Here is a 19774-nt window from a genome sequence, read left to right on the forward strand (position 1 = left end):
CTGCGACTTCGCGCCGGCGGGATCGGCGCGGCGCGGGTGCCCGCCGCTTTCGCGCAGCTCCCGTGCCCCTGCGGCGCACCTTCCCGTGGAGGTTCCCGGCGCCCCTGAGGGTGCGGGGCTCGCGTGGGTACTCAGGGAGTGGGTACCGTCGGCGGTCGGCGGCACGGCTACACGAGGCGGGGTGGCGGGGCGATGGCGGACGGGCACGAGGGTGGCCGCTCGGACGGTGAGTGGTGGCGGGTTGACAGGCCGCAGCGGGTCCTCGGACAGCCGGGCGGTGCCGCACCCGAGGAGAGCGTGTACACGCCCGAGGGGCCGGCGGACCCCCCGCCCGCCGCAGCGCAGGCCGGGCCCGCCCCGGCGGTGGGCGCACCCGCTGCGGGGGCCCCGCGCCCCAGACGGGTCGTGCCCGGCCCCGGACCGAGCGCCGCCGACTTCCCCGGCTGGGACAGCGTCACCTTCGACTTCGGCAGCGCCGAGCCCGCGGCCGCGCCCGTCGTACCGGACCCGCGCAAGGACCCGGCCGAGGCCGCGGTGCCCGCCACTGGCGACACCCCGGCGGCCCCCACGGGGAAGCCGCCGCGCGCGGCCGGCCTGCTGGCCGGCCGCCGTCCGTCGCCGCTGCTGCTGATCGCCGCGGTGGTGCTGCTCGCCGGGGCGCTGACCGGGCAGATCCTGATCATGCTGGTCGGCTGGGCCGCCGCCTACCTCTCCGCCAGGCTGGGCGATCTCACCAAGAAGTTCGCGGTCTTCGGCATCCCGATGGCCACCATGACGGCTTCGACGGTCTGGTACTGGGGCCGGGCGAAGGGACGTTGGGGTTCCCCGGTGGCCCCGGACCAGTTCAACCACGCGGCCCTGACGGCCGCGCCGACCGTGCTGCGGCTGGCGGCGGTCCTCTCGGCGCTCTTCCTGCTGGTCGTGAACCTCCGCCGCAGCCCCAAGGGTTGAGCGGATCACCCACCGAGGAGGTGCTGGAGTTCGGCGAGCACGAGATTGGCGCCGGTGTAGCCGATCCCCTCGAACCAGAGCTGGTCGTCCACCGGGAAGACCCGGTGCGCCTTGACCGCGGCCAGCGCCTGCCAGCCGCTGCCGGCCAGTACGGCGGCGGTGGCGGCCTTCGCCGGATCGCCGTAGGTGGAGTAGAGCAGCACGTCGCCGTCGGCCTTGGCGATCTGCTCGGGCGGCACCTCGACGTCGAACTGGTCGACGTTCTGCGGGTCGGGCCGCGCGAGGCCGAGGTCGGTGAGCAGCGTGCCGATGAAGTTCTGTCTGCCGTAGAGCCGTACGTTCGGTGAGCCCTCGATGAAGCGGACGACGCTGACCCGCTTCCCGGCGGACCCGGCCTCGGCGATGGCCTGCGAGGTCTGGGCGACGTGCCGCCCGTACGCGGTGACGACCGCGGCGGCCTGCTCCTGCCGGCCGAGGGCCTGGGCGTGCAGCTGGAAGTCGGCCTTCCACGGGTAGCCGGTGGTCTGGGTGAGGACGGTGGGGGCGATCCGGCTCAGGGCGTCGTAGCGGGTGCCGTCGCGGGTCTGGTTGCTGAGAATCAGCTGGGGGGCGAGTGCGGAGATCCTGGCGAGGTCGGGGTTGCCGACGGTGCCGACGGAGGCGATCTTCGCGAGCCAGGAGGCGGGCCAGTAGCTCGGCAGGCCGCGGTCGGCGGGGGCGTGGGCGGCGCCGACCGGGCTGATGCCGAGGGTGATCGCCGAGTCGAGCTCGGCGGTGTCCAGGGTGACCACCCGGACCGGCGACCCGGGCACCACCACCGTGCCGGTGGCGGCGGTGACGGTGGTGCTGGGCAGCGGTCGCGGACTCGGTGGCCCGGTCTCGGGGACGGTGGGCGACGGCGTGGCGGGCAGGCCGGGCGAGGAGCCGCCGCCGTGGGTGCCGCCGGGCGGGGAACTGCATCCGGCCAGGGCTTCCGAGCCGAGCGCGGCCAGCCCGAGCAGGGCGCTGCGGCGGGAGAGCTGACGCGGCATCGGGCCCTCCTCGCATGGCCGTGATCGCGGACGTGCGGCCGTGGACGGGTGATCGCGAACGGGGCCGCCCGCCCAGTATGTCGGAATTGTCGTAGTAGTCAGTGCCGTGCCGCCCGGGGCGCGCCCGGGCGTCGCAGTCCAATGGCCGGCGCCCGATCCGTTCACCCGGCGGACCCGGGACGGACGGATCGCCCGCATACCCTGGGTTCCATGGCTCTCACCGTCGGCTTCGACCTCGACATGACCCTGCTCGACACCCGACCCGGGATCAGAGCGGCCTACCAGGCCCTCTCCGCCGCCACCGGCACCTGGATCGACAGTGACCTGGTGGTCACCCGGCTCGGCCCGCCGCTCGAGCACGAGCTGGCGAACTGGTTCCCGGCCGAGCGCGTGGCCGAGATGGCGGTCCGCTACCGCGCCCTCTACCCCGAGCACGCGCTGCCGGGCACCGTGGTGCTGCCCGGAGCGCGCGAGTCGATCGACGCGGTCCGCGCCCGGGGCGGCCGGGTCGCCGTGATCACCGGCAAGTACGAGCCGAACGCCCGCCTCCAGCTGGACCACGTCGGTCTCGCCCCGGACATCGTGGTCGGCGACACCTGGGCCGAGGGCAAGGGCGATGCGCTGCGGGAACACGGTGCGTCCGTGTACGTCGGCGACCACCTGGGTGACATCCGCGGTGCGCGGGCCGCCGACGCGGTCGCGGTCGGCGTGGCCACCGGGCCGTACGGCGCGGCGGAACTGCGCGAGGCGGGGGCGGACGTGGTGCTCGGCGACCTGACGGAGTTCCCGGCCTGGCTGGAGTCCTACCGCTGAGGCTGCCGGCCGCCCGGGGCGGGGGCCATCGCGCCCCGGCGCGCCGCCCGGGCGGTCAGGCGGCCGCGCGGCGGCGCTGGGCGCGGGCCGAGCGCAGCAGCCCGCAGAGCGCGAGCAGGAATCCGGCCGGCATCAGCATGCAGACCCAGTACGCGATGCTCGGGAACCGCGGCAGGCCGAAGAAGAGCGGGACGAAGGTCGCGATGGTGGCGATCGACCCGGCGAGGAAGACGATCGTGCCGGCCCGGACCAGTCCGTCGCCGGGGCTCTTGGTGCTGCTCATGCCCGTTCCTCCAGCTGGTGCGGCTCTGGTCGAAGGCGTCGACCCGGTGTCGACGGTTCAGTCTGGCAGACCCGGCGTACCCCCGCCGATCGACGGGGGTAGGCTCACCCCTGGCGCTCAGGTCTCCCAGGGAACTCTCAGGCACCCTAGGAGGATGCCGGTCTTCCGACGGGAGTCTCCCCGGGCGAAGGCCGGTGCCGATGGGGCAACGGGGAAGCATGGCCAAAGGTGGAGCCTGGCCAAAGGTGGAGCAGGGGCGTAACGACGCATGGGTCTGACCAGTCACAAGGTGCTGGCGCTGTCCGCGCTGATCTCGGTACTGATGGTCGCCGGCACCGTCTGGGTGTGGCCCAGGCTCGCCAAGCGTTCCGTGGTGGCGGTCTTGGGCCGGCTCGGCACCATCGTGGGCACGCAGTTCGCGGTGATGTGCACGCTCGGTCTGGCGGCCAACAACTACTTCGCCTTCTACAGCAGCTGGGCCGACCTGCTGGGTACCGGCAACCAGGGCCCGGTGACGATCCAGAGCGCGCTCGGCAAGGACCACCCGGGTGTGCAGCAGATCTCCACCGAGAACGTGCGCGGCGCCAACACCGTCGGCCGTGACCCGGCCGTGGTCGGCAAGCTGGAGAAGATCCGCATTCCGGGCGCCACCACCAAGCTGTCCACCGAGGGATACGTCTACCTGCCGCCGCAGTACTTCCAGCCGGACTTCAAGGACAAGAAGTTCCCGGCGGCGATCGCGATCACCGGGTTCCCCGGCGACGCCAAGAACCTGATCACCAAGCTGAACTACCCCTCCACCGAGCTGCAGCTGATCAAGGAGGGCAAGACCAGCCCGACCGTCCTGATCATGATGCGCCCGTCCCCGGCGATGCCGCGCGACACCGAGTGCGAGGACATCCCGGACAGCACGCAGTCCGAGACGTACTTCGCCAAGGACGTCCCGCAGGCCATCCGCGACTCGTACCGGGTCGCAGAGGGGCCCGGCAGCTTCGGGTTGATCGGCAACTCCACCGGCGGCTACTGCGCGCTCAAGCTGGCGATGAAGCACCCGGACGTCTTCTCCGCCGCCGTCTCGCTCTCCGGCTACTACAAGGCTGCCGAGGACGCCACCACCGGTGACCTGTTCGCCGGCAGCGAGGACCGCCGCAACGAGGCCAACCTGGACTGGCGCCTGGCCCACCTGCCCAAGCCGAAGGTCTCGCTGCTGGTCGGCGGGCCCAAGGAGGGCGACGGGAAGTACTTCGCGGACACCAAGAAGTTCATCAAGGCCACCAAGGGCAGCGACACCAAGGTCGCCTCGATCACCCTGGACACCGGCGGCCACAACTTCAACACCTGGAACCGGATGCTCCCGGCCTCGCTCGGCTGGCTGGGGCAGCACCTCAACGCCCCGTCCGCGGCCCCCGGCGGCAGCCCCGCCTGAGGCCTCGCCCGCGGCGCTCGGTTGAGTTCCGACGTCCGGACGTCCCCGTCACTGCATGCAGTTCCCCGGGAACTGGGAGTTTTGGACTCCCGTTGACCAGGGTATGCAGCCAACGCACGGGGCCGTCCGGACGCCCCGCTTTCCCGACGGGGGTGTGAGCCATGGACAGCGCTGTGCCGCGCCCCGGCCGCGCCAAGCCCGGGGCAGCGGCCGATGCCTCAGCGGCGCACGCACCATCGGCGCCCGGATCCCCCTCGCGGGACCCCAGGCGACTGCCTGGCCCGCGGTGAGCGGTTGAACCGCTAACGGATCATTAGCCTGCAGAACGAGCCCGGCCCCGCTGTCCATGTGGTCGGCTCGCCGTCCATCCGGCGATCAGCGGCCCCCGCGCCGAGATCGCCCCGCACCTACACCGAGGACTTTTCGAGATGCCCACCGGCCAGGTCAAGTGGTTCAACGAGACGAAGGGTTACGGCTTCCTGTCGCGCGACGACGGCGGGGAGGTCTTCGTCCACACCAAGGCGCTGCCCGCCGGGGTCACCTCGCTCCGGCCAGGTCAGCGGGTCGAGTTCGGTATCGCCGCCGGTCACCGGGGCGACCAGGCGATGGCCGTCACCCTGCTGGAGGCGCTGCCCTCGGTGGCCGCCGCCCAGCGCCGCAGCGCGGACGACATGGCGCCGATCGTGCAGGATCTGATCACCACGCTGGACGCGGTGCTGCCCGGGCTGCAGCGCGGCCGGTACCCCGCGAAGCCCGCGGGGCAGAAGCTCGCGGTGCTGCTGCGGGCGGTCGCCGACCAGTTCGACGTCTGAGCGGGCCGGCCGCTTCGGGGCGCGGGGAGCTCGCCGGACCGGCGGCTCCTCGCGCCCTTCGGGCCCGCGGCCCTGCCGGGCGTCAGAAGGCCAGCGCCTCCGGGTCGACCTCCGGTACCAGTCCCTCGGCGGCGGCCCGGGTGAGCAGGCCGCGCACGGCCGCGTAGCCGGCCTCGCCGAGGTCGGCGGTGAACTCGTTGACGTAGAGCGCGATGTGCTGGTCGGCGACGTCCGGGTCCATCTCCTGGGCGTGCGCCAGCACGTACGGGCGGGACGCCGACGGGTCCTGCCAGGCCAGCTCGACCGACGTGCGGATCGTCCCGGCCAGCTCGCGCAGCCGCTCGGCGCCGAGCGAGCGCCGGGCGACGATCGCGCCCAGCGGGATCGGCAGGCCGGTGTCCCGCTCCCAGGCCTCGCCCATGTCGGCCAGCTTGTGCAGGCCGTACTGCTGGTAGGTGAACCGAGCCTCGTGGATCACCAGGCCGGCGTCCACCCGCCCGTCCCGGACGGCGGGCATGATCTCGTGGAACGGCAGCACCACGATCTCCCCGAAGCCGCCCGGCACCGCCTTGGCGGCCCAGAGCCGGAACAGCAGGTAGGCCGTGGAGCGCTCGCTCGGCACCGCGACCCGGCGTCCCGTCAGCTCCGCGCCCGGTTCGCGGGTGAGCACCAGCGGGCCGCAGCCCCGGCCCAGCGCGCCGCCGCAGGGCAGCAGCGCGTACTCGTCCAGCACCCAGGGCAGTTGGCCGTAGCTGATCTTCAGTACGTCCAGTTCGCCGCGCTCGGCGAGGCCGTTGGTGATGTCGATGTCCGCGAAGGTCACCTCGGGGGCCGCCGCGCCGGGGACCAGACCGTGGGCCCAGGCGTGGAAGACGAAGGTGTCGTTCGGGCAGGGGGAGTAGGCGATCCGCAGCGGCTCAGCCATGTCCGACCTCCTGGAGCAGTTCCGGGTACGGCAGGTGGGCGAAGGCCCGCTCCAGCGCGGCGAGCGCGTCGCCGATCCGCCAGGCGGAGCGGTCGCGCGGGCCGACGGCGTTGGAGACGGTCCGCAGTTCGAACACCGGCACCCCGTGCCGGGCGGCGGCCTCGGCGACCCCGAAGCCCTCCATCGCCTCGGCCAGCGCCCGCGGATGGCGGGCGGCCAGCTCGGCGGCCCGCTCGGCGCTGCCGGTGACCGTGGAGACGGTCAGTACGGTGCCGTGCGCGGCGCCCAGCGCTCCGGCGGCGCGGCGGACGGCGGCGGGGGCCGGTGTGTGGCGCACGCTGCCGAAGCCCAGCTCGGCGACGTCCAGGAAGCCGTCGGGGGTCTGCGCGCCCAGGTCGGCGGCCAGGATCTCGTCGGCGACCACCACGGACCCGATCGGCGCGTGCGGGGCGAAGCCGCCCGCGATGCCGGCCGAGACCACCAGTTCGTAGCGGTGCAGCCAGGGCAGGCTCGCCGTCGCGGCGGCCGCCGCGGCCGGGCCGACACCGCCGGCCAGCACGTCCACCGCAACGCCGCAGGCGTGCCGGGCGCGGTGCAGTTCACCGCCGGGGACGACGAGCCGGGTGGCGTCGCTGCCGAGCCCGCGCAGCACGGCCTCGGCCTCGGCGGGTACGGCGGTGACGACGAGCAGCCGGGCGGCCTGCGCCTCCGGTTGCTCGTCGTCGTACGGACGCGTCACTCGCCGCGTCACTGCGCGGTCGGGACGAAGTCCTTGTTCTTGAGGTCGAAGAACCAGGCGGCGATGATGTCGCCGGTCTTCGCGTCGTTCTCGACCACGGTGACCCGGGTGTTCTCCGAGCTGGTGGAGAGCAGCGCGGAGGCGGGCTGCATACCGGAGAAGGTGGAGCTGGTGCGCAGCGACGCGATCTGGGCCTGGCCCTGGCCGCCGTCGGTCGCGGCCCACCAGCCGGTGTCGGAGACGCTCGGGTCCACACCGACCCCGATCCGGTCGGTGCTGGTCACGTCCGAGGTGGGCAGGGTGCCCTCGTCACCGGCCTTCTTGGCGTCGGCCTGGCACTTGGTGATGGCGTCCTTGTTGAGCGGCTTGCCGTCGTTGTAGCAGGTCGGTCCGGCGTGGATGGAGGACCGGCCGACCACCAGGGTGGCCAGCGGGTGCTCGGGCTGGCCCTTACCGCTGGCGTACGCGACGGAACCGGCGACCGTGCCGGCGCCGATCACGACAACGGCGCCGACGGCGGCGATGACACGGGTGCTGAGGCTCATGGGCACGAATCTACCGGGCAGTGCCGATCAAGGTGCGCCCGGGTGGGCAAGTCTCCGCCGCCCGTGTCATCCGGACCGGCTCGACGCACGGGAACCCGCCGGGGTGTCGGCCGGCGCATCTTCCGGGGGCACGCGGCCCCGGGGGCTCAGGCGACCCGGGGCCGGGCCGCCGGGCCGCGGAGGCCGACCCTGAGCAGGGCCCGTACGGTCCACAGCAGCACCAGGCCGACCAGTGCCGCGGCCACCGAGAGGCCGAGCGCGCCGTCCAGCGGCAGCAGGATGCCGACCGCGCCGCCCGCCACCCAGGACAGCTGGAGCAGCGTCTCGGAGCGGGCGAAGGCCGAGGTCCTGACCGCCTCGGGGACGTCCCGCTGGATCAGGGCGTCCAGGGCCAGCTTGCCGAGCGAGGCGGCCACCCCGGCCGCGCCCGCCACCACGGCGACCGTGGCGAGCCCGTACCAGAGCGCCGCCGCTCCCGCGGCCAGGGTGGCCAGCAGCAGCATCACCGTCGCGGTGGCCTCCGAGCCCCTGGTGCGCAGCCAGGAACCGAGCACCGAGCCGAGCGCGTTGCCCGTGCCGGCCGCGGCCGCGACGATGCCGAGGCTGACCGTCGGCGGCAGGTCGCCCACCGGGTCCTCGCGCAGCAGGAAGGCCAGGAACATCACCAGGAAGCCGACCAGGGCGCGCAGCGTCGCCACCACGCGCAGGGCGAGGATCACCGACGGGCCGACGGTGCGCAGGGTCGCCTTCTCCGGCATCACGGTGCTCCCGTCGGGCAGGGCCGGGTACTGCTCGTCGGCGTGCAGCACGGCCCGCTGCTCGCCCTTGGCGGAATCCACCTTGTGCGGCAGGTGGAAGGCCATCAGGGTGCCGATGACGAAGGCCAGGAAGGCTCCGCGCAGCGGCCAGCCGGGCCCGAGCAGGTGCAGCAGTCCGCCGAGGCCGGCCGCGAGTCCGGTGGCCAGCAGCCCGGCCAGGGTGACCCGGGAGTTCGCCTTCACCAGGGACAGCCGGGTCGGCAGCAGCCGGGGCACCACCACGCTGCGGACCACCCCGTACGCCTTGGAGGCCACCAGCACGCCGAGGGCCTCCGGATAGAGCGCGAGGCCGCCGTCGGTGACCGTGCCGGCCATGCTCCACGCCAGTACCGCGCGGACCAGCATCGACATCGCCATCGCGGAGCGGCGTCCGTGCGGCATCCGGTCCAGCAGCGGGCCGATCACCGGGGCCAGCAGGGCGAAGGGGGCCATGGTGATCAGCAGGTAGAGCGCCACCCGGCCGCGGGCCTCGCCGGTCGGGACCGAGAAGAAGATGGTCGAGGCCAGCGCGACGGTGATCATCATGTCGCCGAAGGAGTTCAGCGCGTGCAGTTCGATCAGCTTCGCCAGCCCCGACTCGCCCGCGCCCTCGGCGGCGGTCGCGCGGCGGATCCGCCGGCCGGTGTAGTGCACCAGCCTGCCGGTGCGCAGCCCGGCGGCACAGGCCCCGCGGAGCAGCAGGTTGCGGCGTCCGCCGGGGGCCGTGAAGAGGTCGTCCCCGGCGCCGGAGGGCTCGGGCCCCGGAGCCGTCGCGGGCGGGGCGGAGCCGCCCTCCGACTGCGGCGCGGCGCCGCCCGGGGGGACCAGCTGCTGCGGTCGCGGCACGTCGGCCGGCTCCGGGGGGAGTCCTGCCCGCTGGCCGTGCAGTGCGTGCCGCGACGGGGTCTCGTCCGCCACGTACGTCATCCTGCCCGACGAACCCTCACCGCACGAGGGAACCGGTGCCGATCGGCGCGGCTCCGCCGGGACGTCGGCACCGGACTGTCGAAGGGGGCCGACCGGCGGGTAGCCTGCACTTCGCGTGTGCGCAACCCGGTGGGCGGCGCGGCCGGTCTCCATGAGGGTTCCGGGTCGCGCAGAATGGGAGCACGGTACCCAGCGGGGCCGGAACCCGTGGCACGGTCCGGTGGAGGTTCTCGGAGCCTTCTTTCGGGAGCACTTCCCGGAGAGCTCTTCGGGTCCGACCGCGACGGACGGCCGCAGCGGGCGACCGCGCGGAGCGGGCGACGGAACGCTGGCAAGGGACCGACGGCACTGGACCGCCGGCCATGGACCGCAGGCAACAGAACTGGGAGAGAATCGACGCCGTGAGTGCTGCGATGCGAAGCCGTACCCCTGACCGGCTCTGTGCCGAGGCCGTCGAACTCGCCCGCCAGGCCGCCGTCGACAGCGTCGGGGCCGAGCTCGTGGGCGCCCACCTCGGTGCCCAGGCGGACGCCGACCGGGTGGTGACCCACACCTTCGAGTGCCTGGACGCCGCCTACCGCGGCTGGCACTGGGCCATCACCGTGGCCCGCGCGCCGCGAGCCAAGAACGTCACCCTGGACGAGGTCGTACTGCTGCCCGGCCAGGACGCGGTGCTCGCCCCGCAGTGGGTGCCGTGGAGCGAGCGGCTGCGCCCCGGCGACCTCGGGCCCGGGGACCTGCTGCCGACCGGCGCCGAGGACCTGCGCCTGGAGCCGGGCTGGACCGGCGAGGACGAGCCCGCCCCCAACTCCGCCGTCGCACTGGCCGCCGAGGAGGACGTGGTGGTCGCCGACGCCGGCGTCCAGCCCGCGCCCGCCCGCGCCCAGATCGGCGCCGTCGCGGAGGAGCTCGGCATGGGTCGGCCCCGAGTGCTGTCCCGGTTCGGGCTGCACCTGGCCGCCGAGCGCTGGGAGACCGCGTACGGTCCGCAGACGCCGATGGCGCAGTCCGCTCCGGCGCACTGCTCCAGCTGCGGCTTCCTGGTGCCGATCGGCGGGTCGCTCGGGCAGGCGTTCGGGATCTGCGGCAATGAGTTCGGTCCGGCGGACGGCCAGGTGGTCTCACTCTCCTACGGCTGCGGGGGCCACTCGGAGGCAGCGGTGCTGCCGGCTCCGCCGGTGCCCTCGGAGCTGATCCTGGACGAGCTGAAGGTGGAGCCGCTCCACCTGCACCCCGACCGCTCCAGCGGCTCGGTGGAGCCCGACGCCCCGGCCGAGGAGCTGGGTCACTCCTGAGCCTTTGGGCGGGCTGGGTGAGTGGACCGGGCCGTCTGCCCTCCGCACGGCGAAGCCGGCCCGGTGGGCTCCGGCGCGGTACCGGGAGTCTCCGGTCCGCGCGGCTCCCCGTGCCCTGACGTGCCCGCCGGCCCCCGCGCCCGGGGCTGTTCCCCCGTGCGCGAACGGCCCTGCCTCACCCCTGGTCGGTGGCAGCGGGCCGGGCGAGGGAGAATGCCCACCGTACGCAGGCAGGGTGGAGACGGCGGAAGGCGGCAGGGCCAGTGGAGCCTCGGATCATCGGCAGCGGTACGGACGAGCAGGCCCCCGACGTCTTCGACACGACCGGGTTGCGCCGTCGGGTCCTGGAGGCGTGGACGGCCGCCCCTGCCCGGTTCCGGGAGGACGCCAACGCGGAGGAGGAACTGGCTCTCGGCGGCTACCGCGACCGGCTGATCGTCGAGTTGGCGCAGAACGCCGCCGACGCCGCCGCGCGGGCCGGCACCGCTCCCGGGCGGCTGCGGCTGACCCTGCGCGGCGGTGTGCTGGCCGCCGCCAACACGGGCGCGCCGCTGGACGCCACCGCGGTGGAGTCGCTCTCCACCCTGCGCGCCTCGGCGAAGCGGGCCGAGGACGGTGCCACGGTGGGCCGGTTCGGTGTCGGCTTCTCCGCCGTGCTGGCGGTCACCGACGAGCCCGCCGTGCTGAGCGCCCACGGCGGGGTGCGCTGGTCGCTGGCCGAGGCGTACGCGCTCACCGAGGCGCGGGAGGAACTGGCCGAGGAGCTGCGCCGCCGCGAGGGCCATGTGCCGCTGCTGCGGTTGCCGTTCCCGGCCGAGGGCGCCGCGCCCGACGGGTACGACACGGTGGTGGTGCTGCCGCTGCGGGACACCGCCGCCGAGGACCTCACCCGCCGTCTGCTCGCCGAGATCGACGACGCCCTGCTGCTCACCCTGCCCGGCCTGGCCGAGGTGGTGGTGGAGACCCCGGACGGGACCCGTACGCTCACCCGGACCGCCGCGCCGCAGCGGCCGAACGGCATCACCACCGTCACCATCACCGACAACGGTGCCGAGACCGTCTGGCAGACCGTCGCCCTCGCCGGGACCACCGCGCCCGAGCTGCTGGCCGACCGGCCCACCGAGGAACGCGCCCGCCCGTACTGGACGGTGACCTGGGCGGTGCCCGTCGCCGGGGACGGCGCGCCGCAGGCGCCGCGCACGCTGCCCGTGGTGCACGCGCCCACCCCGAGCGACGAACCCCTGGGCGTACCGGCCCTGCTGATCGCCGGGTACCCGCTCGACCCCACCCGGCGGCACGTCGCGCCCGGTCCGCTCACCGACTTCCTGACCGAGCGCGCCGCCGACGCGTACGTCGAACTGCTGCGGGCCCGGGGCGCCGACCTCGGTTCGCTCTCACTGGTGCCGGGCCCGCTCGGGCAGGGCGCGCTCGACAACGCGGTGCGCGCGGCGGTCATCGAGCGCCTGCCCGGGACGCCGTTCCTGCCGCACCCGGCGCCGGTGGAGGAGGGCACGCCCGCGCTCCGGCCGCGGGACGCGACGCTTCTGGAGGGCGCGGACCACTCGGTGGTCGAGGCGCTCGCCCCGATCTTCCCCGGGCTGCTCCCGGCCGGGCTCGAACGCCGCACCGAGCTGCGGGTGCTGGGCGTGCGCCGGGTGCCGCTGGCCGAGGTGGTCGACCAACTCGGCGGACTGGAGCGGGAGCCCGCCTGGTGGCGCAACCTGTACGCGGCGCTGGCCGGGGCCGACCCGGAGGCGCTCGGCGCGCTGCCGGTGCCGCTCGCCGACGGCCGCACCGTCACCGGTCCGCGGCGGGTCCTGCTGCCCTCCGACGCCGCCGACTGGGCCGGCTACGAGGGTTACCCGGAGACCCTCGCCGAGGCGCTGGGGCTGCTCGACCTGCGCCTGGCCCACCCCGACGCCGCCCACCCGCTGCTGGCCAAGCTCGGCGCGGGCACCGCGACTCCGGCCGGGATCCTGGACACCCCCGAGGTGCGGGCGGCCGTGGCGCGTTCGCTGGAGCTCGGCGAGGACGACTTCGACGCCGCCGTCGACCTCGCCGACGCCGTGCTGGCGCTGGTCAAGGCCGCCGGGGCCACTTCGGGCGAGCACCCCTGGCTGGCCCGGCTCGCGCTGATGGACGACGAGGGCGAACTCACCCGCGCCGGTGAGCTGATCCTGCCCGACAGCCCGCTCGCCGCGCTCGCCCGCGAGGATGACGCCGGGTACGTGGACGAGGACCTGCTGGAGCGCTGGGGTGCCGAAGTCCTGGCCGCGGCAGGGGTGTTGAACACCTTCGTGCTGGTCCGCGCCGAGGACGTGGTGCTCGACCCGGACGACCTGGAGCGGCTCGATCCCACCGCACCCGCCGACCGCGCCGCCGGCGGGCGTCCCACCGGCCTGCTGGACGAGGCGCCCGACGGCCTCACCGAGTGGTGCGAGGACGCCCTGGAGGCCCTGCACGCGGACGACGACGGCGAGTTGGGCGTACCGCCGGTCGCCGCCGAGCTGCTGGCGGTGCGCGACCTGGACCTGATCGACGACGACGCCTGGCCCGAGGCGCTGGCCCTGCTGGCCCGCCCGCCGTACCGCGACGCGGTGGTCAACCCGGTGCGCACCCTGCTCCCGGACGGCTCGTACACCGACCTGCCGCCGTACACCGCCTGGTGGCTGCGCGACCACCCGGTGCTCGGCGGCCGGGAGCCCGCCGGGCTGCGCGCGGCCGGGGCCGATCCGCTGCTGCGCGGCCTCTACGAGGAGGCCCGCACCGACCTGGACGAGCCCTTCCTGCACGCGCTGGGCGTCCGCACCACACTGGCCGCGCTGCTCGCCGAGCCGCACGGCCCGGACGAGCTGCTGGACCGCCTGGTCGATCCGGCGGCGGGCGTCTCGCACCGCCAACTGCACGGCATCTACAGCGCGTTGGCGGCGCTTCCGGCAGACCGGATCGAGTCGCTGGACGAGGTGAGGGCCGTTCCTCCGCTGGACGAGGGCGCCGGCCGCCGGCCCGACGGCACGGTGGTCGTGGACGCCGCCGAGGCGGTCGTCGCCGACGCCCCCGACCTGGTCGAGCTGCTGCACGACCACCCGGTGCTGCCGGTCGCGCCCGAGCGGGCCGCCGAACTCGCCGAACGGCTGCACGTCTCGCTGGCCAGTGAGGTCGCGGGCGGCAGGGTGCTCTCCGAGGGCACCCTGCACCGGACCCCCGCCGTGGTGCGGGAACTGCTGCCCGGCTGCCCCGCCGTGTACGAGGAGCACGAGGAGCTGCTGGTGGTCGGCCCGGACGGCGAGGAGGCCGCGATCGGCTGGCGCTGGGACACCGCCGCCACCGCGCCCGAGCTTCCGTACGACCCCGAGGACGTCGAAGCCGCCGACGAGGAGGACGAGTTCGAGGTGCCGCCGGTGCCCGGACTGCTGCACGCGGCCACCCCCGAGGGCCTGGCCGCCGGGCTCGCCTGGTCGGTCGGCCAGTGGCACCGGAGGTTCGAGATCCTGGCCGCGCTCACCGAGCCCGACCGGGCCTACGAGCTGCTTGCCGCCCGGGACTTCGAGTCCTGAGCCGTGCGCCGGGCCCGGAGCCTGCGGTACGTCAGTACCGTGGCCCCGAGCCCGGCGGTGCCGGCCGTCGGCAGCCACCACCCCGGCTCGGTGGTCGACGACCCGCCGGCCACCAGCCAGAGGGCCAGTAGCACCAGCAGAGTGACCGCCAGCCCGCCGCAGAAGGCGATGAACGCCTCCAACTCCCCGTCCCGATCCGCCATTGCGCCCCCTCCCGACGGGACCCTTCCCCGCTGGACGGCGACCATGCCGAGCGCCCCCGGATCCGGCGGCCTCGGGGCAGCCCTCCTCGGATCAGCTCTCCTCGGTCCGGCGGACGACGAAGCGCCAGACGATCTCCAGGAGGATCCCGGCGAGCACGGCGATGCCCACCCCGACGAGGGGATCGCGCAGGCCGACCAGCGAGAGTTCGAAGAAGCGCGACAGCGACGGGACCCACAGGACCAGGGCGAACGCCGTGCCCATGGCACCGGTCAGGGCCAGGCGCCACGGGGTGTACGGCCGGGCCACCAGTGCGAGCACCCACATCGCCACCAGGAAGAGGGTCAGGGTGGCCACGCTGGTGTCGGCTTCCAGGCCGGTCGCGTGGTCGGCCCGGGCGAGCATGTACGCCGTGAAGGTGGCCGTACCGGCGATCACGCCACCCGGCACGGCGAGCCGCAGCACCCGCCGGACGAACCCCGTCCTGGCCCGCTCGGTGTTGGGGGCGAGCGCCAGGAAGAAGGCCGGGACGCCGATGGTCAGCGAGCTCAGCACGGTCGAGTGCCGGGGCAGGAACGGGTACGGCACGTGGCAGATCACCACCAGGACGGCCAGCAGCACCGAGTAGACCGTCTTCACCAGGAACAGACCGGCCACCCGTTCGATGTTGCCGATCACCCGCCTGCCCTCGGCGACCACCGCGGGCAGGGTGGCGAAGCGGTCGTCGAGCAGCACGATCTGGGCCACCGCCCGGGTCGCCTCGCTGCCCGAGCCCATCGCCACGCCGATGTCGGCGTCCTTGAGGGCGAGCACGTCGTTGACACCGTCGCCGGTCATCGCCACCGTGCGGCCGCGCGACTGGAGCGCTCCGACCAGCTCGCGCTTCTGCTGCGGGGTCACCCGGCCGAAGACGGCGGTCCGGTCGGCGACCTCGGCCAGCTCGGCGGTCCCGCTCGGCAGGGTACGGGCGTCCACCGGGTGCTCGGCGCCCGGCAGGCCCAGGTGGGAGGCGACCGCACCGACCGAGACCGCGCTGTCGCCGGAGATCACCTTCGCCTCGACCCGCTGGCTCTCGAAGTACCGCAGGGTGGCGGACGCGTCCTCGCGCAGCCGCTGCTGCAGCACCACCAGGGCGAGCGGGTCCAGCTGGCCGGCCGGGTCCGGCGCGTCCAGCGGGAGCGGTGAGCGGCCGAGCAGCAGCACCCGCAGGCCCCTGGCGCCCAGTTCGTCCACCTCGCCCAGGGCCGGGTGGTCCCCGGGCAGCAGGACGTCGGGCGCGCCGAGCAGCCAGCTGGCCTCGCCGCCCTGCGGCTCCAGGAACTGCACCCCGCTCCACTTGCGGGCGGAGGAGAACGGCACGGCCTCCAGTACCCGCCAACCGTCCTCGCCGTCGGGGCCGCCGTAGGCGTCGATCACGGCCTGCATGGACGGGTTGGGGCGGGCGTCCGCCCGGCCCATCGCACCGAGTGCCCGCCGCAGTACGGCCGGTTCGGCGGGAACGGGCCGGGCCGGCTGCGCGGCCGGCGCGAGCGGGCGCAGCTCGACCACGTCCATCCCGCCCTCGGTAAGGGTGCCGGTCTTGTCCAGGCAGACGGTGTCCACCCGGGCCAGCCCCTCGATCGCCGGCAGCTCCTGCACCAGGCACTTCTTCTGCCCCAGCCGCACCACGCCGATCGCAAAGGCCACCGAGGTCAGCAGCACCAGGCCCTCGGGCACCATCGGCACGATGCCGGCCACCATTCGGCGGACGGCCTCCCGCCAGTCGTGCCGCTCCACCGCCAGCTGGCTGACGATCAGGCCGATGGCCGCCGGGACCAGCAGGTAGGTGATGAACCGCAGGATGCTGTCGATGCCGCTGCGCAGCTCCGAGCGGACCAGGGTGAACCGGGTCGCCTCCTCGGCCAGCTGGGCCGCGTACGCCTGGCGGCCGACCTTGGTGGCCGTGAAGGCGCCCGCGCCGGCGACCACGAAGCTGCCGGACATCACCACCGCGCCCGGGTGCTTGAGCACGGGATCGGGCTCGCCGGTGAGCAGGGACTCGTCGATCTCCAGCCCGTCCGCCTCGGTGACCAGGCCGTCCACGACCACCTTGTCGCCGGTGCCGAGCAGCACGGTGTCGTCCAGCACGATCGAGGCCACCGCGATCTGCTGGACCGAGCCGTCCCGGCGGACCTGCGGCCTGGCCTCGCCGATCAGTGCCAGGCCGTCCAGGGTCCTCTTGGCGCGCAGCTCCTGGATGATGCCGATGCCGGTGTTGGCGACGATCACCAGGCCGAACAGCCCGTCCTGGATCGGTCCGACCACCAGGATGATCCCGAACATGACGCCGATGATCGCGTTGAACCGGGTGAACACATTGGCCCGGACGATCTCGCCGACCGAGCGGCTGGAGCGGACCGGTACGTCGTTGACCTGGCCGCGCGCGACCCGTTCGGCGACCTCTGCCGCACTCAGCCCGCTCCGGCGGCCGGGGCCGGCCCCCGGGGAACGGGCGCCCGGGTTCGCCGGACCGCGGCCGGCGTCCGCCGTCTCTTCAGCCGGGTGCGTCATGGGACCGACTGTAGGCGGGCGCTTTCTCCGGTGCGCCCGCTGCGAGGCGATTCAGTCCAACCGAGGGGTGGGGGGCTCGGCGGCCGCCTTGCTGCGCCTGATGGCGTCCCGGCGGGCGCGGCAGTACCAGAGGCCGATCAGGCCGAGGCAGCCGCCGGCCAGGCAGATCCACTGCCAGTTGCCGTGCCCGTTCCGCGCCAGCGTGCTGTGGAACGGCAGCAGCACCACGAAGGCGACGAACCACAGCACCGTGCCGCCGCCGACGATCGCGACGTCGTTCGCTTCGAGCGGCGGGGGAGAGGGGCGCAGCGGGGTCTTGGGCATGGCCCCAAGAGTACGGGGGCGACGGGGCCGGCGGCTCGGATGGCCGCCGGGATCTCCGGGGCCCGGCCGGCTCGCTCCCGGTCCCTCGGTCGGCCGGGTGCCCGAGCGGTCGGTCTTCGCGTGGCCGGCCGGGCTCTCGTGGGGTCGACCCGCCCGCGGTTGGCCCGGGGTGATCGGTCGTCATACGGCAGGTGATCGTAAGGGATGCCTTCTACGCGCGAAGATGGCGAGTGCACGACCGAGGCACACATACTTGAGGTTCCGGTTGGCTCCGGCGTGTTGGCTTGACCGCTCGGTGCTCCCGGAACCCGGCCACCGTCGCTCCGGGTTTCCCCTCCTCCTCCGCCCCCACCCGACGAGGACCTCCCGTATGTCTCCGCTGGCCCAGCCGACCGCCACGTCGCCCGAGCCTCCCCAGGACGCCCTCTCCCCCAAGGGCCCCCTGGACCGCTTCTTCCGGATCTCCGAACGGGGCTCCAGCCTCCCGCGTGAGGTGCGCGGCGGTATCGCCACCTTCTTCACCATGGCCTACATCCTGGTGCTGAACCCGATCATCCTCGCCAGCGGCACGGACGTGACCGGCGCCCACCTGAACAGCGGCCAGCTGGTCACGGCGACCGCCCTCACCGCCGGTGTCACCACCCTGCTGATGGGTGTCATCGGCAATGTGCCGATCGGGCTGGCCGCCGGGCTGGGCGTCAACACCATCGTCTCCCTCCAGCTCGCGCCCAAGATGACCTGGGCCGACGCCATGGGCATGGTGGTGCTGGCCGGTTTCGCGATCATGCTGCTGGTCGCCACCGGCCTGCGCGAGCGGGTGATGAGCGCGGTGCCGCTCGGGCTGCGGAAGGCCATCGCGATCGGTATCGGTCTGTTCATCGGCCTGGTCGGCCTGGTCGACTCCGGCTTCGTCAGCCGGATCCCGGACGCCGCCCACACCACTGTCCCGCTCCAGCTCGGCGGCAACGGCCACCTCAACGGCTGGCCGGTACTGGTCTTCATCCTGGGGCTGCTGCTCACCCTGGTCCTGGTGGTCCGCAAGGTGCCCGGCGCCATCCTGATCTCCATCGTCACCATGACGCTGGTCGCGGTGATCGTCGACAAGCTGGCGACCATCCCCGCCCTGCACTGGGGCCTCACCGTCCCCGCCTGGCCCGGCAACCCGGTCGCCGCGCCCGACTTCGGCCTGGTCGGCAAGGTCAGCCTGTTCGGCGGCTTCCACAAGGTCGGCGTGCTGACCGGTGTGCTCTTCGTCTTCACCGTGCTGATGTCCTGCTTCTTCGACGCGATGGGCACGATCCTGGGCGTCGCGGACGAGGCGCACCTGCTGGACGAGAAGGGCGACCTGCCCGGCATCAACAAGGTGCTGATGATCGACGGTGTGGCCACCGCCCTCGGCGGCGCCACCTCCTCCTCGGCCAACACCTGCTTCGTGGAGTCCACCGCGGGCGTCGGCGAGGGAGCCCGTACCGGCTTCGCCTCGATCGTCACCGGCGGGCTCTTCCTGGGCGCCCTGTTCCTGACCCCGCTGGCCACCATGGTCCCCGCCCAGGCGGCCACCCCCGCACTGGTCACGGTCGGCTTCCTGATCCTGGCGAACTCCGTCCGGGAGATCGACTGGAGCGACTACACCATCGCCGTCCCGGCCTTCCTGACCATGGTGATGATGCCGTTCACGTACTCGATCACCAACGGCATCGGCTTCGGCTTCATCACCTTCTGCGTCCTGCGCCTGGCCGCCGGTCGCGGCCGGTCGGTGCCGGTGGCGCTGTACGCGGTCGCGGGTGTCTTCGCCTTCTACTACCTGATGCCGGCGTTCGGCCTCAGCTGACGCGAGTCCGCGCCCTGGCGTGGTTTAGAGCCCTCCCGCCGGGTCGCTCCGGAGGGAGGGCTCGCCGCGTTCCCGGGGCCCTTGAATTTGGAACAGCGCCCACACGGCCGCCGAGGCGGGAGATCACCATGCCGGTGCCAGTGATCCACCCTGCCACGAGTCGAGGGAGACACTGGGGCCGTTGCCGAGGTAGCTGAGCATGGCCACCCTCGTGGTGGACACGAACTCCTGGGGAATGGCGGCGGCGCTTACCCAAGCGACCTCTGAGCGCTTCTCGGGCTCCCCGTTCGTCAGTTCGTCTGACCACGAGTGGGCGGCGAAGACGACGGTCGGGAAGCCGTGGGGTGCCTCTACTCCTCGGCCCGTGGACCAGGCGCAGGTTCTCGGGAGTGACGACGAGGCCGGTCTCCTCCTTCAGCTCGTGGACGGCCGTCTACGTGATGGGCTCGCCGGGTTCGCTCTTGCCGACCGGAAGGTCCCACATGCCTGGCGCGAACTTGGCCGGGCACGTGGACCCGAAGAACCGTGAGAGCCAAGCGGACTTCGGGTGCACCGCCTGTCGGCATCGGGACCACGCCGATGTGAACGCCGCGAAGAACATCCTCGACGCCGCAGGGCGTGCGGTGTCAGGGCGTGGAGACCTTGCCATGAGGCGGTCCGTGAAGCGCCAACCACCGGCGACGCACACCAGTGCGGGGCGAAGTCCCCGCACGGTACGCACAGCCGGCATCCTCGCCCCTTAGGGCAAGGAGGAAGTCAACGTTCTG

General features: G+C 73.8%; 16 protein-coding genes and 1 pseudogene. 7 read left to right on the forward strand and 10 right to left on the reverse strand.

Annotated elements, in window-relative coordinates; translation table 11 throughout:
* Positions 1–123: 123 nt before the first annotated feature.
* Positions 124–951 carry a hypothetical protein gene (locus tag ABD369_RS19935; RefSeq protein WP_344637809.1) on the forward strand — a complete coding sequence of 276 codons (828 nt, stop codon included), beginning with the start codon at positions 124–126 and terminating at the stop codon, positions 949–951.
* Between the two features lie 5 nt (positions 952–956).
* Here the strand turns inward: ABD369_RS19935 and ABD369_RS19940 are convergent, their stop codons facing one another.
* On the reverse strand, positions 957–1982 hold the full coding sequence (locus tag ABD369_RS19940) for an ABC transporter substrate-binding protein (protein WP_344637810.1): 1026 nt from the start codon (positions 1980–1982) through the stop codon (positions 957–959).
* A gap of 210 nt (positions 1983–2192) precedes the next feature.
* Here ABD369_RS19940 and ABD369_RS19945 point away from each other — a divergent pair, with 210 nt between their 5' ends.
* Entirely contained in the window at positions 2193–2795 is a 603-nt protein-coding gene (locus tag ABD369_RS19945; protein WP_344637811.1) for an HAD family hydrolase, read from the forward strand.
* 55 nt (positions 2796–2850) lie between these two features.
* Here ABD369_RS19945 and ABD369_RS19950 read toward each other — a convergent pair whose 3' ends face one another.
* Positions 2851–3078, reverse strand: coding sequence for a hypothetical protein (locus tag ABD369_RS19950; RefSeq protein ID WP_344637812.1), 228 nt, complete (start codon positions 3076–3078; stop codon positions 2851–2853).
* A gap of 268 nt (positions 3079–3346) precedes the next feature.
* On the opposite strand from ABD369_RS19950, the gene ABD369_RS19955 reads away from it, so the two are divergent.
* A complete protein-coding gene (locus ABD369_RS19955) occupies positions 3347–4504 on the forward strand; it encodes an alpha/beta hydrolase (RefSeq protein ID WP_344637813.1) in 1158 nt (385 codons plus the stop codon).
* 428 nt (positions 4505–4932) lie between these two features.
* Entirely contained in the window at positions 4933–5316 is a 384-nt protein-coding gene (locus tag ABD369_RS19960; RefSeq protein ID WP_344637814.1) for a cold-shock protein, read from the forward strand.
* Between the two features lie 82 nt (positions 5317–5398).
* Here the strand turns inward: ABD369_RS19960 and ABD369_RS19965 are convergent, their stop codons facing one another.
* The 4 genes from ABD369_RS19965 to ABD369_RS19980 form a co-directional block, all read right to left on the reverse strand.
* The gene (locus ABD369_RS19965; protein WP_344637815.1) at positions 5399–6241 is read right to left on the reverse strand and encodes a 1,4-dihydroxy-6-naphtoate synthase; all 843 of its coding nucleotides are present in this window, start codon (positions 6239–6241) and stop codon (positions 5399–5401) included.
* Positions 6234–6980, reverse strand: coding sequence for a futalosine hydrolase (locus ABD369_RS19970; RefSeq protein ID WP_344637816.1), 747 nt, complete (start codon positions 6978–6980; stop codon positions 6234–6236). The genes ABD369_RS19965 and ABD369_RS19970 overlap by 8 nt, the downstream gene beginning before the upstream one ends.
* 8 nt (positions 6981–6988) lie before the next feature.
* The gene (locus tag ABD369_RS19975; protein WP_344637817.1) at positions 6989–7525 is read right to left on the reverse strand and encodes a hypothetical protein; all 537 of its coding nucleotides are present in this window, start codon (positions 7523–7525) and stop codon (positions 6989–6991) included.
* A 146-nt stretch (positions 7526–7671) separates the two neighbouring features.
* Positions 7672–9024 carry an MFS transporter gene (locus ABD369_RS19980; protein ID WP_425557685.1) on the reverse strand — a complete coding sequence of 451 codons (1353 nt, stop codon included), beginning with the start codon at positions 9022–9024 and terminating at the stop codon, positions 7672–7674.
* 638 nt (positions 9025–9662) lie between these two features.
* Here ABD369_RS19980 and ABD369_RS19985 point away from each other — a divergent pair.
* Positions 9663–10544, forward strand: coding sequence for a DUF3027 domain-containing protein (locus tag ABD369_RS19985; RefSeq protein WP_344637879.1), 882 nt, complete (start codon positions 9663–9665; stop codon positions 10542–10544).
* Positions 10545–10807: 263 nt separating this feature from the next.
* Positions 10808–14101, forward strand: coding sequence for a sacsin N-terminal ATP-binding-like domain-containing protein (locus ABD369_RS19990; RefSeq protein ID WP_425557679.1), 3294 nt, complete (start codon positions 10808–10810; stop codon positions 14099–14101).
* On the opposite strand, the gene ABD369_RS19995 is transcribed toward ABD369_RS19990, so the two are convergent.
* The 3 genes from ABD369_RS19995 to ABD369_RS20005 form a co-directional block, all read right to left on the reverse strand.
* Positions 14065–14304 (reverse strand): hypothetical protein, encoded by a 240-nt coding sequence (locus ABD369_RS19995; protein WP_344637818.1) that lies wholly within the window; start codon positions 14302–14304, stop codon positions 14065–14067. The genes ABD369_RS19990 and ABD369_RS19995 overlap by 37 nt on opposite strands.
* 91 nt (positions 14305–14395) lie before the next feature.
* The gene (locus tag ABD369_RS20000; RefSeq protein WP_344637819.1) at positions 14396–16852 is read right to left on the reverse strand and encodes an HAD-IC family P-type ATPase; all 2457 of its coding nucleotides are present in this window, start codon (positions 16850–16852) and stop codon (positions 14396–14398) included.
* Between the two features lie 51 nt (positions 16853–16903).
* On the reverse strand, positions 16904–17176 hold the full coding sequence (locus ABD369_RS20005; RefSeq protein ID WP_344637820.1) for a DUF2530 domain-containing protein: 273 nt from the start codon (positions 17174–17176) through the stop codon (positions 16904–16906).
* Between the two features lie 370 nt (positions 17177–17546).
* On the opposite strand from ABD369_RS20005, the gene ABD369_RS20010 reads away from it, so the two are divergent.
* Complete coding sequence (locus ABD369_RS20010; protein WP_344637821.1) at positions 17547–19007, forward strand: NCS2 family permease; 1461 nt, start codon at positions 17547–17549, stop codon at positions 19005–19007.
* Between the two features lie 123 nt (positions 19008–19130).
* Here ABD369_RS20010 and ABD369_RS20015 read toward each other — a convergent pair.
* Positions 19131–19608 (reverse strand): annotated as a pseudogene (locus ABD369_RS20015) (NUDIX domain-containing protein).
* Between the last annotated feature and the right edge of the window lie 166 nt (positions 19609–19774).

Origin of the sequence: Kitasatospora cystarginea (assembly GCF_039533515.1) — a bacterium.
GTDB classification, from domain to species: domain Bacteria; phylum Actinomycetota; class Actinomycetes; order Streptomycetales; family Streptomycetaceae; genus Kitasatospora; species Kitasatospora cystarginea.